Source organism: Cupriavidus sp. 01L45, assembly GCF_056399885.1.
This window is the reverse complement of the sequence record NZ_JBFTSG010000018.1, coordinates 36,477-50,936: the sequence shown is the minus strand read 5'-3', so window position 1 is coordinate 50,936 and position 14,460 is coordinate 36,477. Positions and strand designations below refer to the sequence as shown.

Annotated in this window: 12 protein-coding genes; 9 read left to right on the top strand and 3 right to left on the bottom strand. The window is 68.4% G+C overall.

Annotated features, from left to right (window positions below; genetic code table 11):
* Positions 1–81: 81 nt before the first annotated feature.
* The 8 genes from AC1DT6_RS14315 to AC1DT6_RS14280 all read left to right on the top strand — a co-directional run bounded on the left by AC1DT6_RS14315 (position 82) and on the right by AC1DT6_RS14280 (position 10,597).
* Entirely contained in the window at positions 82–1,491 is a 1,410-nt protein-coding gene (locus tag AC1DT6_RS14315; protein WP_441627554.1) for an ABC transporter substrate-binding protein, read from the top strand.
* Between the two features lie 53 nt (positions 1,492–1,544).
* Positions 1,545–2,588, top strand: a complete 1,044-nt coding sequence (locus AC1DT6_RS14310; RefSeq protein WP_477111325.1) for an ABC transporter ATP-binding protein — start codon at positions 1,545–1,547, stop codon at positions 2,586–2,588.
* Positions 2,585–3,517, top strand: a complete 933-nt coding sequence (locus tag AC1DT6_RS14305) for a carbohydrate ABC transporter permease (RefSeq protein ID WP_441627550.1) — start codon at positions 2,585–2,587, stop codon at positions 3,515–3,517. The genes AC1DT6_RS14310 and AC1DT6_RS14305 overlap by 4 nt, the downstream gene beginning before the upstream one ends.
* Position 3,518: 1 nt before the next feature.
* Positions 3,519–4,385: a carbohydrate ABC transporter permease gene (locus tag AC1DT6_RS14300; RefSeq protein WP_477114744.1), complete on the top strand. Its 867-nt coding sequence runs from the start codon at positions 3,519–3,521 to the stop codon at positions 4,383–4,385.
* Positions 4,386–4,486: 101 nt separating this feature from the next.
* Positions 4,487–4,972: a hypothetical protein gene (locus tag AC1DT6_RS14295; RefSeq protein WP_441627546.1), complete on the top strand. Its 486-nt coding sequence runs from the start codon at positions 4,487–4,489 to the stop codon at positions 4,970–4,972.
* 95 nt (positions 4,973–5,067) lie between these two features.
* Positions 5,068–6,141, top strand: a complete 1,074-nt coding sequence (locus AC1DT6_RS14290) for an efflux RND transporter periplasmic adaptor subunit (RefSeq protein ID WP_477111324.1) — start codon at positions 5,068–5,070, stop codon at positions 6,139–6,141.
* Positions 6,141–9,266: an efflux RND transporter permease subunit gene (locus tag AC1DT6_RS14285; RefSeq protein ID WP_441637524.1), complete on the top strand. Its 3,126-nt coding sequence runs from the start codon at positions 6,141–6,143 to the stop codon at positions 9,264–9,266. The genes AC1DT6_RS14290 and AC1DT6_RS14285 overlap by 1 nt, the downstream gene beginning before the upstream one ends.
* Positions 9,267–9,379: 113 nt before the next feature.
* Positions 9,380–10,597 (top strand): TolC family protein, encoded by a 1,218-nt coding sequence (locus AC1DT6_RS14280; RefSeq protein WP_477102718.1) that lies wholly within the window; start codon positions 9,380–9,382, stop codon positions 10,595–10,597.
* 15 nt (positions 10,598–10,612) lie between these two features.
* Here AC1DT6_RS14280 and AC1DT6_RS14275 read toward each other — a convergent pair whose 3' ends face one another.
* Entirely contained in the window at positions 10,613–11,263 is a 651-nt protein-coding gene (locus tag AC1DT6_RS14275; RefSeq protein ID WP_441635373.1) for a TetR/AcrR family transcriptional regulator, read from the bottom strand.
* Between the two features lie 114 nt (positions 11,264–11,377).
* Between AC1DT6_RS14275 and AC1DT6_RS14270 the strand changes: the two genes are divergently transcribed.
* On the top strand, positions 11,378–12,421 hold the full coding sequence (locus AC1DT6_RS14270) for an SDR family oxidoreductase (RefSeq protein ID WP_441635375.1): 1,044 nt from the start codon (positions 11,378–11,380) through the stop codon (positions 12,419–12,421).
* A 27-nt stretch (positions 12,422–12,448) separates the two neighbouring features.
* Here AC1DT6_RS14270 and ada read toward each other — a convergent pair whose 3' ends face one another.
* Together ada and AC1DT6_RS14260 are read right to left on the bottom strand one after the other, a co-directional pair.
* Positions 12,449–13,516, bottom strand: coding sequence for a bifunctional DNA-binding transcriptional regulator/O6-methylguanine-DNA methyltransferase Ada (ada, locus tag AC1DT6_RS14265; RefSeq protein ID WP_441635377.1), 1,068 nt, complete (start codon positions 13,514–13,516; stop codon positions 12,449–12,451).
* A gap of 116 nt (positions 13,517–13,632) precedes the next feature.
* Positions 13,633–14,394, bottom strand: coding sequence for a 2OG-Fe(II) oxygenase (locus AC1DT6_RS14260; protein WP_441635379.1), 762 nt, complete (start codon positions 14,392–14,394; stop codon positions 13,633–13,635).
* Positions 14,395–14,460 lie beyond the last annotated feature (66 nt).

Here is a 14,460-nt window from a genome sequence, read left to right as displayed (position 1 = left end):
AACTCCTATTCTTAAGTCAGGTTGCGCATGCCACCGCGATCGGCGCGCATGCCGGCTAACGGCTTGCTTGCGGAGGCGGCCATGAACGAAGACACGCGGATTGCACCTATCGATCGAATCGTCTATTCGCGCCGGCACGGATCCACCGGCACCCTTATCGGCCACAACGCGCGGCGGCGCCGCCTGATTCAGGCCGCCGGGGCAACCGCGCTCGCTGCGGGCCTTGGCCCCTTTGTGCTGCCACGTCGGGCGCGGGCGGCCAAACACACCTTGAAGATCCTCCAGTGGAACCATTTCGTACCGGGCTACGACAAGTGGTTCGACAACACCTACGTGAAGGAATGGGGCCAGCGCAACGATACCGAGGTCATCGTCGATCACGTGGGAATCCCCGCGTTGGCCACGCGGGCCGCGGCCGAGGTTTCCGCGCAAAAAGGGCACGACCTGTTCATGTTCCTGTCGCCGCCCCCGGTGTACGAGGAGCAGGTCATCGATCACCGCGAGATCTACGAGGAATGCCAGCGCAAGCATGGCAGGCCGGTCGAGCTGGCGATCAAGAGTACGTATAACCCGAAGACGAAGAAGTACTTCGGCTTTTCCGACAGCTTCGTGCCGGACCCGATCAACTATCGCAAGGACCTTTGGGACGACGTTGGCATGGCCGCGCCCGATAACTGGCTGGATGTCCTTGCAGCGGGCAGGAAGATCAAGCAGAAACGCAATATTCCGGTCGGCATTGGCTTGTCCGCGGAACTCGACACCGCGATGGCGATGCGGGCCATCCTCTATGCATTCGGCGGCTCGGTGCAGGATGAGCGCCATACCGTGGTGCTGAACTCGAAGAATACGCTGGAGGCAGTCAAGTTCGTCAAGGCGCTGTACCAGGAAACCATGACGGCGGAGGTCTTGGCGTGGGACCCGTCGTCCAATAACCGAGCCATGCTCGCAGGCAAGATCTCGCTTTGCCTGAACGCGATTTCCATCACCCGCGAAGGCGAGAACAAGAACCTGCCGGTCACGTCGGACATCTGGCTCACGCAGGCCTTGCAAGGGCCGGTGCGGCGCATCGGCCTGGAGCATGTGATGGATTGCTACGTGATCTGGAAGTTCGCCGAGAACATTGCGGGCGCCAGGAAGTTCCTGGTGGACTATATCGACCACTTCCGCGAGGGCTTCCTTGGTAGCGAGTTCTACAACTTCCCGTGCTTCCCGGGCACGGTGCCGGACCTGCAGAAGCTGATCGCCGACGACCCCAAGGCCAGGCCGCGCGACAAGTACAAAGTACTGGGCAGCCTGAGGAATCAGGCCACCAACGTCGGCTTCCCTGGCTATGCCAACGCGGCCACCGACGAGATCTTCAATACATGGGTGCTCAACACCATGTTCGCCAAGGCCGCCACTGGCGACGAAACGCCGGAGAATGCCATCCGCGCCGCGGATGCGACCTGCAAGCGGATCTTCGCCAAGTGGCGGGAAAAAGGGCTGGTATGAGCCGCCGCCCCCGCCGGGCCGGCGGTGTCGGGACGGGCGTGGGCCGATGAGCCATGGCCACGGTGGAGACCCGCTCGCTCACCAAGCGCTTCGACGGCGGCAACGCCGTCGACGGCATCAGCCTTGCCGTGCGCGAGGCCGAGTTCCTGGTGCTGCTGGGCCCGTCTGGCTCGGGCAAGACCACCTTGCTGCGCCTGATCGCCGGGTTGGAAGCGCCCACCTCCGGCGACATCCTGGTGGGCGGCCGTGTCGTCACCGGGCTGCCGCCGCGCGCGCACAACATGGCAATGGTGTTCCAGAGCTACGCGCTCTATCCGCACCTGAGCGTGGCCGGCAACATCGCCTTCCCGCTGCAGGCGCAGCGCATGCCGCGCGAGGCGATCGCGCGCAAGGTGAACTGGGCCGCGGCGCTGTTCGGCATCGGCCACCTGCTGGCGCGAAAGCCGCGCCAGCTCTCCGGCGGCGAGCGCCAGCGGGTGGCGCTGGCGCGCGCGGTGGTGCGCGATCCGGTGGCCTTCCTGCTGGACGAGCCGCTCTCCAATCTGGACGCCAAGCTCAGGACTTCCGCGCGCGAGGAATTGCAGCAGTTGCAGCGGCGCCTGGCGGCCACCACGATCTACGTGACGCACGACCAGATCGAGGCGCTGGCGCTGGGCGACCGGGTCGCCATCCTCGACCACGGCCGCGTGCACCAGATCGGCACGCCGCAGCAAGTGTACGAGCACCCGGCCGATACGTTCGTGGCCAGGTTCATCGGCTCGCCGCCGATGAACCTGGTCGATACGGATGCGGTGGTGACGGGCTTCCGGCCGGAGCACTTCCTGCCGCGCGGTGTCTACGGCGACGATGAAATGCTGGAACCCTTTCCGTTCCATGTCACCCGCATCGAAAACCTCGGTTCCGACCGGCTGGTGTACGGCTTGCTGGAGCCACCGCTGCCGCCCGCCAAGGTCATCTCGCGGATTCCCTGCACGGTCACCTTCCCGCTGGAGACCGGTGCGCGCTACCCGTTCGTGGTGCGGCATGCCGACCTGAGGCGCTTTGATCCGCGTTCCGGCGCCAGCGTGAGCGCGGCGCCGTCAGGGAGGCCCGCATGAGCGCCCGGTCTTCCGCCGCGCTTGCGCCACAGGCCGGCGGCTGGCATGTGCTGGAGGGCGAGCGCTGGCTCGGCGCCCTGATGCTGGCGCCGGCACTCATCTACATCGCGCTGCTGCTCGGCTTTCCCTTCCTGCTGTCGATCTACTACAGCCTGTCCGACATCACCGTGGGCAGCCGCGCCATGCATTTCGTTGGCCTGGAGAATTTCCGGCGCATCGTGCAGACCCCCACCTTCTGGCGCTCGCTCGGCAATGCGCTTGTGTTCACGCTGGTGTCCCAGGCGCTGGTGGTGATTCTGGCCAAGATCCTGGCGTTGGCACTGCTGCGCGACTTTCGCGGCAAATGGCTGGTGCGGCTGCTGATCCTGCTGCCGTGGGTGGCGCCGATCTCGCTGGGTTCGATCGGCTGGCTGTGGATCTTCGATCCGGTCTACAGCATCATCAACTGGACGCTGCGCGCGCTCGGCCTGCTCGGCCCGAATACCTGGCCGGTCTGGCTGGGCCAGCCGGACCTGGCGATGGCGTCGGTGATCCTGGTGGATGTCTGGCGCCTGCTGCCRCTGGCCACGGTCATCATCCTGGCCGGCCTGCATGGCATCCCGCAGGATATCCACGACGCCGCCGCCATGGATGGCGCCGGTTTCTGGCGCCACCTGTTCCGCATCAATATCCCGCTGGTGATGCCGATCATGCTGGTGGCGCTTCTGTTCGGCATCGTGTTTACGCTCACCGACATGATCATCATCTTCGTGCTGACGCGTGGCGGGCCTTACGACACCACGCAGGTGCTGGCCAGCCTGGCATTTTTCACCGGCATCCAGGGCGGCGACCTGGCCGAGGGCGCGGCGATTTCGCTGTTCCTGTTCCCGCTGCTGGTAGCGGTGGTGGCCCTGCTGCTGACCGTCGCCAACCGCGCGGAGGTAGCCTGACATGCGTGCCGATGCAAATCGCTGGCAGCACCGTGGCGCGCGCTGGGGCGCACGCTTCGGCCATGTCGCCATCCTTGCCGTCTTCGCGGGGTTCTGTGCTTTTCCCTTCTACTGGATGCTGATCACCACCTTCAAGGATGTCCACGACCTGATCAACACCGCCAACAACCCCTTCCTGTTCAACCAGCCGCCCACCCTGGACAACCTGCGCGTGCTGTTCCTGGAGACCCAGTACCTGCGCTGGATCGCCAATACGCTGCTGGTGGGCGCGATGGTGGTGGCCATCACCCTGCTGCTGGCGGTGCCCGCCGGCTACAGCCTGGCCCGGCTGGCAGGCAGCCGCGGACGGCAACTGGCGATCGCCATCTTCCTGACTTACCTGATCCCGCCCACCATCCTGTTCATTCCCTTCTCCCGCATCATCGGCGCGCTCGGACTGCAGGATTCGCTGTGGTCGCTGGTGCTGGTGTACCCGAGTTTCACGGTGCCGTTCTGCACCTGGCTGATGATGGGTTTCTTCAAGGCGGTGCCGCGCGATATCGAAGAGGCGGCGATGATGGACGGGCTGAGCCGCTTCGGCGCCTTCCTGAAGGTGGTGGTGCCGCTGTCGTCGGCCGGCATCCTGACGGTGGTCATATTCACGCTGACGCTGGTGATGCAGGAATTCGTCTATGCCCTCACCTTTATCACCAGTTCGTCGCAGTACACCGTCAGCGTTGGCGTGCCGACCTTCCTGGTGYGCGGGGACGTCTATTTCTGGGGCTCCCTGATGGGCGCCTGCCTGGTCGTCAGCGTGCCGGTGGCGGTGCTCTACAACCTGTTCGTCGACCGCTTTGTCGCGGGCTTTACCGTGGGCGCGGTGAAGTGAACGGGCTTGGCGGTGGGCGGTGCCGAGCGCCCGATGCGCAGCCTTTGCGCTTCGAGAAGCCGGGCAGTGTCGAGCGCTGATCCTCGGCCAGCGCAGATGCCATGAGCACTAGCCACCGCCTCGAACTCGGTTACAATCGCGCCATGTTTCGCGCAGACCGCCCCTCCTTCTTCCGGGGAGTCCTGCTGCTGTTGCTGTTCGCAATGCAGCTCCTGACCCCGCTTCTGCACGGCCATCTCGGAACCCCGAAACTCCATGGCCTGCATGTGCACACGGCGCTGCAAGGTGCGGTTAATTCCTATTCTCCTTCCGCTTCGCCCAACGCTTCCGCTGCCCACGATGGCAGCGCGCTGGTCGCGGTCGAGCCGCTGGAGGTCGATGTACAGACCGCCATCGGCCCCATTGCCTTTACCCTCCACGTACAGGCCGCCGATGTGCTCGTCGGCGTGGTCTTCGCGTTCCTGCTGTTTGCGGCGCTGCCCTTGCCGGCACCCCGGCGCCTGCCCTGGCGCGAACGCACGCCGCCCCGATGGCGTGGCGGCGATAGCAGGCCGCCTCCGGCGCACGCTCCTCCCTTCGCCTCCTGATTCCCCCGCCGGCCACGCCGGCGGTGCACGCTCGCGCGCCTGACCGGGACCGGTCAAGGCGCGCCGGGCGCTTCCATCCTGCTTTGGAGTCAGGCATGTTTTCCCGTCGCATGTTGTTCGTTGGCGCATTGCTTGCGTCAGCGCTGTTTCCCGTCGGCATGGCGCGCGCGCAGGCGCTGGCCTTGTCCGATGCCCAGGCCCGCGCGCTCGGCGTGCGGTTCGAGCCGGTCGCCAGTGCCGCGCAGGTTGAGATTGGCGCCAGCGGGCGCGTGGTGCTCAAGCCCGATGCGCAGTACGTGGTGGCCGCGCCTTATCCCGGCATGGTCGCGCGCGTGCTGGTGGCGATCGGCCAGCCGGTGCGTGCCGGCCAGGCGCTTGCCACCTTTGCCAGCCCGCAGTTGTTCGAGGCGGGGCGTGCGCTGGCCGAAGCGCGCTCGCAGGCCAACCTGGCGCGGCTCGCGCTGGCGCGGGACCGCAGCTTGCATGAAGACGGCATCATCCCCGGCAGCCGCTGGCAAGCCACGCAGGCGCGCGCCGCAGAGGCGGCGGCAATGGTGCGCGCCCGCGAGGCCGAGATGGGCGCCGCGGGCATCGTGTTCGCCAGTGGCTCTGGCGAACCCCAACTGGTGGCCGGCCGCGCCGGGCTGATCGCCGAGGTGAACGCGGTGCCCGGCACGCGCGTGGACGGCGCGGCGCCGTTGTTCCGCATCGTCGATCCCACCGCGCTGGAGCTTGACCTGCTGGTCGGCCGCGACATGCCGGCCCCCACTGGCGGCGAGCGCGTGGAAGTGCGCCAGCGCGGCGCCACCGGCAAGGTGGCCGGCGTGGTGCCGGCGAGCGACGGCACCGCCGCCGTGCGCGTGCGCGCGGCGCTGGACCAACGCGGCAGCCTGCAGGCCGGCGAAAGCGTGAATGTGATCGTGCACTTGCGTAGCGCGCCCGACGCCACCGGCGCGGGCCGCGCGCGGGTACCGGCTGCCGCGCTGACGTACTGGCGCGGCACACCCGGCGTGTTCGTGGCGAACAAGGCCGGCGTGCGCTACCAGACCGTGGTGGTCGAGGCCGTGGACGATGCCGCGGCGACCGTGCGGGCCGCGCTGCCGGCCGGCACGCGGGTTGCGGTCGGCGGCGTGGGCGCGCTCAAGGGCATGCTGGCGGGAGGTCAGTGATGCTCGCCGGCCTGATTGAATTCTCCCTGCGCCAGCGGGCGCTGGTGCTGATTGCCGCCTGCGTGCTGGCGGTGGCCGGCGCGTGGGCATACCTGAAGTTGCCCATCGATGCCTTCCCGGACATCTCGCCCACCCAGGTCAAGGTCATCCTGAAGATTCCCGGCATGACGCCGGAGGAAGTGGAGCAGCGCGTCTCCACGCCGGTCGAGCAGGAACTGCTTGGCATTCCGCACAAGACCATCGTCCGCTCGGTATCGAAGTACGGCATCAGCGACGTGACGGTCGATTTCGAGGAGGGCGTGGACAGTTACTGGGCCCGCCAGCAGGTGTCCGAGCGGCTGTCCGGACTGATGCGCGATTTGCCGCCCAACGCCATCGGCGGGCTGGCGCCGATCACCACGCCGCTGGGCGAGATGTTCATGTTCACAGTGGAAGGCGATGGCTTCTCGCTCGCCGAGCGGCGCCGCGTGCTCGACTGGGTGATCCGCCCGGCCTTGCGGACGGTGCCTGGCGTGGCCGACGTCAACGCGCTGGGCGGCGCGGTGCGCAGCTACGAAGTCATCCCCGACCCGGCGCGGCTGCGCGCCCGCGCGGTCACGCTGGAGCAACTGCGCCAGGCGCTCGACGCCAACAACCGCAACGATGGCGCGGGCCGGGTGGAGCAGGGCGACGAGAACTGGGTGGTGCGCGTGGAAGGCGGCGTGCGCGGCGTGGAAGACTTGCGGCAGATCGTCATCGATGCGCCCGGCGCGCGCAATGGCATGCCGCTGGTGACGGTGGGCGATGTGGCCACCGTCAGGCTCGGCGTGGCCACGCGCAACGGCGCGGTCAGCAAGGACGGCCGTGGCGAAGCGGTCGAGGGGCTGGTGCTGGGCTTGCGCGGCGCCGATGCCCGCCAGCTGGTCACCGCCGTGCAGGCCAGGCTGGACGAGCTGGCGCCCCAGCTGCCCAAGGGCATGTCCACGCACGTGTTCTACAACCGCGGCGAACTGGTCACCCGTGCCGCCAATACCGTGGTGCGCGCGCTGATTGAAGCCAGCCTGCTGGTGGTGGTGACGCTGTACCTGTTTCTCGGCGGCCTGCGCGCGGCGCTGGTGGTGGCGGCCACCCTGCCGCTGTCGATGCTGGCAACCTTCCTGCTGATGCGCTACGTGGGCCTGAGCGCCAACCTGATGAGCCTCGGCGGCCTGGCGATTGCGCTTGGCATGCTGGTGGACGCGGCGGTGGTGGTGGTGGAGAACATCGAGTCCGCCCTGGCGCGGGCGCACGGCCACAAGAGCGATCCGTCGCTGCGTGGCGCGGTGATCCGCCATGCCGTTGCCAGCGTGGCGCCGCCGATGCTGGCCGGTGTGTCGATCATCGCCATCGTATTCCTGCCGCTGTTGTCGCTGCAGGGCCTGGAGGGCAAGCTGTTCGGGCCGGTGGCGCTGACCATCGTGCTGGCGCTGGCGTCGTCGGTGGTGATCGCGTTCACCGTGGTGCCTGCGCTGGCATCGATGCTGCTGCGCGCGCATGCCGACGAGGCGCCGTACCTGATGCGCAAGGTGGCGAGCGGGTTTGCCCGGCTGCAGGACTGGAGCGCGCAGCATCGCCGCATCGTCTTTGCCGCGGCGGGCGCGGCGCTGGCCCTGGCGGTGGCGCTCTACCTGTCGGTGGGCAAAACCTTCATGCCCACCATGGACGAGGGCGACCTGATCGTGCAGTTGCAAAAGGCGCCGTCGGTCTCGCTGGCCACTTCGGTGGACCTGGACCTGCGGGTGCAGCAGGCGCTGCTGGCCGAGGTGCCGGAGATCCGCTCGATCGTGGCGCGCTCCGGCTCGGACGACCTTGGCCTGGACCCGATGGGGCTGAACGAGACCGACACTTTCCTGGTGCTAAAGCCAAAGGACCAGTGGCGCGGCAGCAAGGAAGATATCGCCACCGCCATCCGCCACGTCATGGAACGCTTCCCGGGCGTGGTGTACGGCTTCACCCAACCCATCGAGATGCGCGTGTCGGAAATGCTGACCGGCACGCGCGGCGACGTGGCGATCAAGGTGTTCGGCAACGATCTCGGCGCCATCGACACGGCCGCGCAGGCCATCGCAGCGCGCGTGCGCAAGATCGCCGGCGCGGCGGAAGTCATCGCGCCCAGCAACGAGGGCGTGCAGTACCTCACGCTCGCGCTGGACCGCGCGGCCGTCGGTCGCGCGGGGCTTTCCGGCGACGCGCTGCAGGCGTTGCTGCGCGCGCAGGTGGAAGGCGAGCGCATTGGCATCGTGCCGGAGGGCACCGTGCGCACGCCGCTGATCCTGCGGGGCGGCGAAAGCCTGCGGCAGACGCCGGAGATGTTCACCAGCCTGCAGGTGACGGCACCGGATGGCACGCCCTGGCCGCTCACCTCGTTGGCGCAGGTGCGGCGCGTGGAAGGGCCGGTGCGGATCAACCATGAAGACGGCGGACGCTTCGCGGTGATCCAGGTCAGCGTGGAAGGGCGCGACCTGACCGGCTTCGTGCAGGAGGCGCAAGCCGCCGTGGCTGGCCTGGCCGGGCTGCCCAAGGGGCTGCGCGTGGTTTGGGGCGGGCAGTTCGAGAACCAGCAGCGCGCCGCCGCGCGTCTTGCGCTGGTGGTGCCGCTCGCGCTGGGCGCCATCTTCCTGCTGCTGATGCTGACCTTCCGCTCGATCCGGCAGGCGGCGCTGGTGATTGCCAATATCCCGTTCGCGCTGGTGGGCGGCATCGCCGCGCTGCGGGTGGCGGGCGAATACCTCTCGGTGCCTGCCTCGGTGGGCTTTATCGCGCTGCTTGGCATTGCCGTGCTCAACGGTGTGGTGCTGGTCTCGCATTTCAACACCTTGCTGGAGGAGGGGCGGCCAGTGGCGGAGGCAGTGCGCACTGGCGTGCGCGACCGCTTGCGGCCGGTGCTGATGACCGCCTGCATCACCGCGCTGGGCATGATCCCGCTGCTGCTGGCGACCGGGCCGGGCTCGGAGATCCAGCGTCCGCTGGCCATCGTCGTCTCGGGCGGGCTGGTGAGTGCCACCGCGCTGACCTTGCTGCTGTTACCGCTCTTGTTCGAGCGCTACGGCGTGGCGCGTTCGCGTGAGGAAAACCAGGGCCGCATGGAACAAGGAGAGGGGCAATGAAGAGCGCAACCAGGAGCGCGAAGGGCGCAACGAAGGGCGCAATGCGCGGGATTGCCGCCGCTTCGGCATTCGCCGTGGCAACGGCCGTCTCCCTGATGGCCGCAACCGGCGGCATGACGAGTACCGCGTGGGCGCAGGCGATCCGGCCGGCCGAAGCCGGCATCTTGCCTCCGGAAGCCGCCGTGCGCGAGGCGGTCGGCCAGTCCCCCGACGTGCAGATGGCCGAAGCGCACCGCGACGCGGTGCTGGCCCGCGCGGACGGCATCCGTGCCGGCACCGCCGAGGCCGTGGTGCGCGCCATCGGGCAGGGCCGGCAGGTGCGGGAGCCGTCCGAGCGGTATGCCGAAGGGCAACTGGCGCTGGAGCGCCCGCTGCGGTTATGGGGCAAGGCCGATGCCGATGGCGCGCTGGCCGATGCGACCGTGCAGTCCGGCCAGCTCGCCGTGATGGATGCGCGCCATGAGGTCTCGCGGCAGATCCTGTCGCTGTGGTTCGCGGCGCTGCGCGCGCAGCAGGCAAGGGTCGCGGCGCAGGGCAACGACAGCCTGGCCGCGGAGTTGGCGAGCGTGACCGCGCGGCGCGTACAGGCAGGCGATGCGGCGCGCATGGATCACGAACTCTTGCTGGCCGAGCGCTCCCGCACGGCTGCCGCGCTGGCTAGCGCGCGGGCGGCCGAGGCAGCGGCGCAAGCCGAGCTGCGGGCGCGCTTTCCGGGGCTTGGCGTGCCCGGCGGCCTGCCTGCGGAGGTGCGCCTGCAGGCCTTGCCGGACGATTCCGCCGACGCGCTGCGCATCCGCTATGTGGAGGACAGCCACGAGTTCCGCCTTGCTCAGTCCGAGGAGATGCAGGCGCAGCGGCAGGCCCGGCGCACCGACCTGGAGCGCAAGCCCGACCCGACCGTGGGCGTGTTCTTCACGGTCGAGCGCGGCGGCGCGGAGCGGATTGCCGGTGTGAGCATCGCCATGCCGCTGGGCTCGGCGCACCGGCGCGCGTCGGCGGTGGCGGCCGCCGCCGACGCGGAGGCAGCGGCCCGCCGCCGCCTGTCGGTGGAGCGCCGGATCGGTGCGGAGTTCGAGGTGCAGTATCGCGGGCTGGAAGGCAAGCGGGCCGCGGCCATGGCCCAGTCCGAGGCGCTGGCGCTGCAGCGCAGCGCCGCCGCGCGCACCGGGCGGGCCTACAAGGCGGGYGAAACCGGCTTGAGCGAACTTCTGATCATCCGGCGCGCGCTGGCCGACACCACGCTGGCCGAACGGGTGGCCATGGTCGACGCGCTGGAAGCGGACAGCCGGCTGCGGCTGGACCTGCACCGGATGTGGGATTTCGACGACTGAGGCGCGGGGCGCCCACTAACGGCGACGCGCGGTGGGCGCGTCGCCCGCGGCCCCGGCACTGGCCAGCAGGCCGCGCAGGAAGACCATGAGCATGCGGCCCGTGGGGTCGGGATGCGTCGTGGTCCGTTGCAGCGCAAGCCCATGCGCAAGCGCCATGAAGCTGGCGGCCAGCTCTTCCGGTGCAGCCGGCGGTATGCGGCCAAGGTGCCGGAACAGCCGTTCGATCAGGCGGCCGAGTTCCGCACGGTGCGTTTCCCAGACGGTGCGATATGCGCCGGCGAACGCCGGGCTGCGATTGGCGTGCATTTGCAGCTCGATCGAGAGCATGGCCCAGTCCGTCTCCGCGTTGAGCGTCGCGGCCCAGGCATCCAGGCCCGCGAGCACCTCGCCGCCCGGGCGTTCCGCGGTATCGAACACCATGGCAAGCTGCCGCGCCTCGGCTTCCATATGGCCGCGCAGCAGATCGAGCAGCAGCGCCTCCTTGTCAGGAAAGTTCGAGTAGAACGCACCCTGCGAATAGCCAGCTTCCTCCGCGATATCCCGGATCGACGTGCCGCCGAAGCCGCGCTGCACGAATAGCCGCCGTGCTGCATCGAGCAGGCGTTCGCGGGTTTGCGCCTGGCTTTGCTCGCGGCTTAGCCGCTTTCGTGGGGTGGGTTGGTTCATTGGCGTGGCGGGTGGTGATAGCGATAGCCATTGATGTTGGGAATTCAACTGCTATGATAACGGATATCAATTGATATCTGAATTCGCAATGAACGTCGAAATGCAGGGGCTGCCATGAATTTGAATACCGCTTTCGTTACCGGGGCCACCGGTTTGCTGGGCAACAACCTCGTGCGCGCGCTGCTTGGCCGCGGCGTGGCCGTCAAGGCGCTCGTCCGTTCGCCGGAAAAAGGACAGCAGCAATTCGCCGGCCTGGCCGGCGTCGAACTTGTGGTTGGCGACATGGAGAACGTTCCCGCTTTCGTGCCGGCCCTGCGCGGCTGCGACGTGGTGTTCCATACCGCGGCCTTCTTCCGCGACAACTACAAGGGCGGCAGCCACTGGGAAACGCTCAGGCGCATCAATGTCGATGGCACGGCCGCCCTGATCGGGCAAGCCTATGCCGCTGGTGTCCGGCGCTTCGTGCAGACCTCGTCCATTGCCGTGCTGAACGGCGCGCCGGGCGCGGTGATCGATGAGACCAACGATCGCGATCCCGCCGAGGCGGACGACTACTATCGCAGCAAGATCCTGGCGGACCGCGCGGTACAGGACTTTCTCAAGGCAACCCCTGACATGCACGCCACCTTCGTGCTGCCCGGCTGGATGTGGGGGCCGGGCGATATCGGCCCGACTTCCGCCGGCCAGGTGGCGCTCGACACGGTGCTGGCCAAGCTGCCGGGACTGGTTCCAGGGAGTTTCTCCGTGGTCGATGCCCGCGACGTCGCGCTGGCGCAGATCGCCGCCGCGCAGCGCGGCCGGCGTGGCGAGCGCTATCTCGCGGCGGGCCGGCATATGACGATGCGCGAGCTGATTCCGCTGATCGGCCGCGTCGCCGGTGTGCCAACGCCGGCGCGCGCGCTACCGCTGCCTCTGCTGTATGCGCTCGCCGGCGTACAAGAGATCTACGCGCGCCTGAGCGGCAAGCCGGTCCTGCTCAGCCTGGCCACCGTGCGGCTGATGGTGAGTGAAGCGGACCGGACCCGTTTCAGCCACGCCAAGAGCGAGCGCGAGCTGGGCCTGGGATTCAGGCCGGTCGAGGAAACGGTGCGCGATGTCATCTCCTGGTACCGGGGGCACGGCTGGCTGCCCGCCGGACATGGCGCGCTGATTCGCTAGCGGGTACGCCGCAGGCGGCTGCGCTATTCACAATTTCGCTTGCGCTTCCCGCTCGAGCAACTCGCGCTTGCGCTCCACGCCCCAGCGGTAGCCGGACAGGTTGCCATCGCTGCGCACCACGCGATGGCAGGGAATCGCCACGGCGAGATGGTTGGCGCCGCAAGCCTGCGCCACCGCGCGCACGGCCTTGGGTGCGCCGATGCGCGCGGCGATCTCGGCGTAGCTGGCGGTCGTGCCGGCAGGAATTTCCCGCAGCGCTTGCCACACGCGCTCCTGGAACGCCGTGCCGCGGACATCCAGCGGCAGGTCCAGGCCCAGCGACGGCGCTTCGATCAGGCCGACCACCCGCGCGATCCATTGCTCGAAGCCGGCATCGCCGCCAATCAGGTTGGCCTTGGGAAACTGGTCCTGCAACTCGCGCGCCAGCGCGTCGGGGTCGTCGCCCAGCAGGATCGCGCACACGCCACGCTCGCTGCGCGCGACCAGGATCGAGCCGAGCGAGCACTCTCCGACGGCAAAGCGGATGTCGGTATTGGCGCCACCCGCGCGGTACCGGCTTGCCGTCATGCCAAGCATCTGGTCCGAGGCCTCATAGAAGCGGCTGTTGGAGTTGAAGCCCGCGTCGTAGATGGCTTCGGTGACGGAGCCGCCGCGGCCGAGCTGCGTGCGCAGCTTGCGCGCGCGGTGCGCGTCGGCGTAGGCCTTCGGCGTGAGGCCGGTGACCGCCCTGAAGACACGGTGGAAGTGATAGGGGCTCAGGCCGGACTGCGCGGCGAGCGTGTCCAGCGTGGGCGGACTGTCCGCGCGTTCGATGGCCCGGCAGGCCCCGGCGACGAGGGCGGCGTGCTGCGCGGCAACCGCAGCCTGATCTGCCGCCGCGCGCTGGCTCGGGCGGTAGCCGGCCGCTTCGGCGGCCTCGGGCGTGTCGAAGAATTCCACGTTCTCCGGACGCGGCAGGCGAGACGGGCTGCCGGGCCGGCAGTAGATGCCGGTGGTCTTCACGGCATAGACGAAATCGCCATCGGCAGCCGGGTCGCGGGCGAGCACGCGTGCCCAGCGCGGGTCGCGTTCGGCGGAGGTCAGCGGGATTTCCATGGTGGTCCTCGTGCTGGGTGTCTGGTGGCGTTTCATGGGTTCACTGTATGCCGGTGGAGCGGGCTGCGCACTCCGGCTCTTGCGGTCAAATTCCGCGGGTGGATTCCGCGTTACCCCTACAGGGCATCATGGAAGATGATCCCCACCGTATGCCGCTGGCCCGAGCGCAGGCGGCTGACGCCGTGGCGCAGCTTGACCCGGTAGCTGCCGCGCGTGCCTTGCACCGGGCGCTGGTTGACCGCGAACACCACCGCGTCGCCCTTGCGCAGCGGCACCACCTCGGCGCGGGACTGCATGCGCGGGCGCTGTTCCGTCAGCACGAATTCGCCGCCGGTAAAGTCCTGGCCCGGCTCGGAGAGCAGGATGGCTGCCTGGATCGGGAAGACGTGTTCGCCGTACAGGTCCTGGTGCAGGCAGTTGTAGTCGTCCGGGCCGTACTGGAGGATCAGCGGGGTGGGGCGTGTCTGGCCGGCTGCGTGGCAGCGTTTCAGGAAATCGGCGTGCCGGGCGGGGTAGCGGGTGTCGATGGCCATGGCTTGGTTCCAGCGGTTGGCTATCGGGACGAGGTGGGGATATAGCGCGCCGCGCAGGCTTTCGATCAGGGCAGGCAGGGGGTAGCTGAAATACTTGTATTCGCCTTGGCCGAAGCCGTGGCGGCTCATTACCACGCGGGAGCGGAAGGGCGTGTCGAGGGGGTAAAGGGCCGCGAGCGTATCGCACGCGTTGGGGGCGAGCAGGTTTGCCATGACGGCGTAGCCGTGGTGGTCCAGGTTCTGCGCGATGGCGTCCCAGTCCAGGGTCTCCAGGGTCTCTACGCGCGGGGTGGCCTCTTCAATGGTATTCGCGCTGCGGGTTGCCGTTGCCTGGCTTGCTTTCATGCTGCGGCCTTTCGTGGTTCGTGTCGATGCAACGAACTTTAGAGGAGGATCCCGGCGGCATCACTC

Bases quoted from the DNA above. Each gene is read 5' to 3' on its own strand.
- AC1DT6_RS14315 (WP_441627554.1), top strand. From the start codon at position 82: ATGAACGAAGACACGCGGATTGCACCTATCGATCGAATCGTCTATTCG.
- AC1DT6_RS14310 (WP_477111325.1), top strand. From the start codon at position 1,545: ATGGCCACGGTGGAGACCCGCTCGCTCACCAAGCGCTTCGACGGCGGC.
- AC1DT6_RS14295 (WP_441627546.1), top strand. From the start codon at position 4,487: ATGAGCACTAGCCACCGCCTCGAACTCGGTTACAATCGCGCCATGTTT.
- AC1DT6_RS14290 (WP_477111324.1), top strand. From the start codon at position 5,068: ATGTTTTCCCGTCGCATGTTGTTCGTTGGCGCATTGCTTGCGTCAGCG.
- AC1DT6_RS14285 (WP_441637524.1), top strand. From the start codon at position 6,141: ATGCTCGCCGGCCTGATTGAATTCTCCCTGCGCCAGCGGGCGCTGGTG.
- AC1DT6_RS14275 (WP_441635373.1), bottom strand. From the start codon at position 11,263: ATGAACCAACCCACCCCACGAAAGCGGCTAAGCCGCGAGCAAAGCCAG.
- AC1DT6_RS14270 (WP_441635375.1), top strand. From the start codon at position 11,378: ATGAATTTGAATACCGCTTTCGTTACCGGGGCCACCGGTTTGCTGGGC.
- ada (WP_441635377.1), bottom strand. From the start codon at position 13,516: ATGGAAATCCCGCTGACCTCCGCCGAACGCGACCCGCGCTGGGCACGC.
- AC1DT6_RS14260 (WP_441635379.1), bottom strand. From the start codon at position 14,394: ATGAAAGCAAGCCAGGCAACGGCAACCCGCAGCGCGAATACCATTGAA.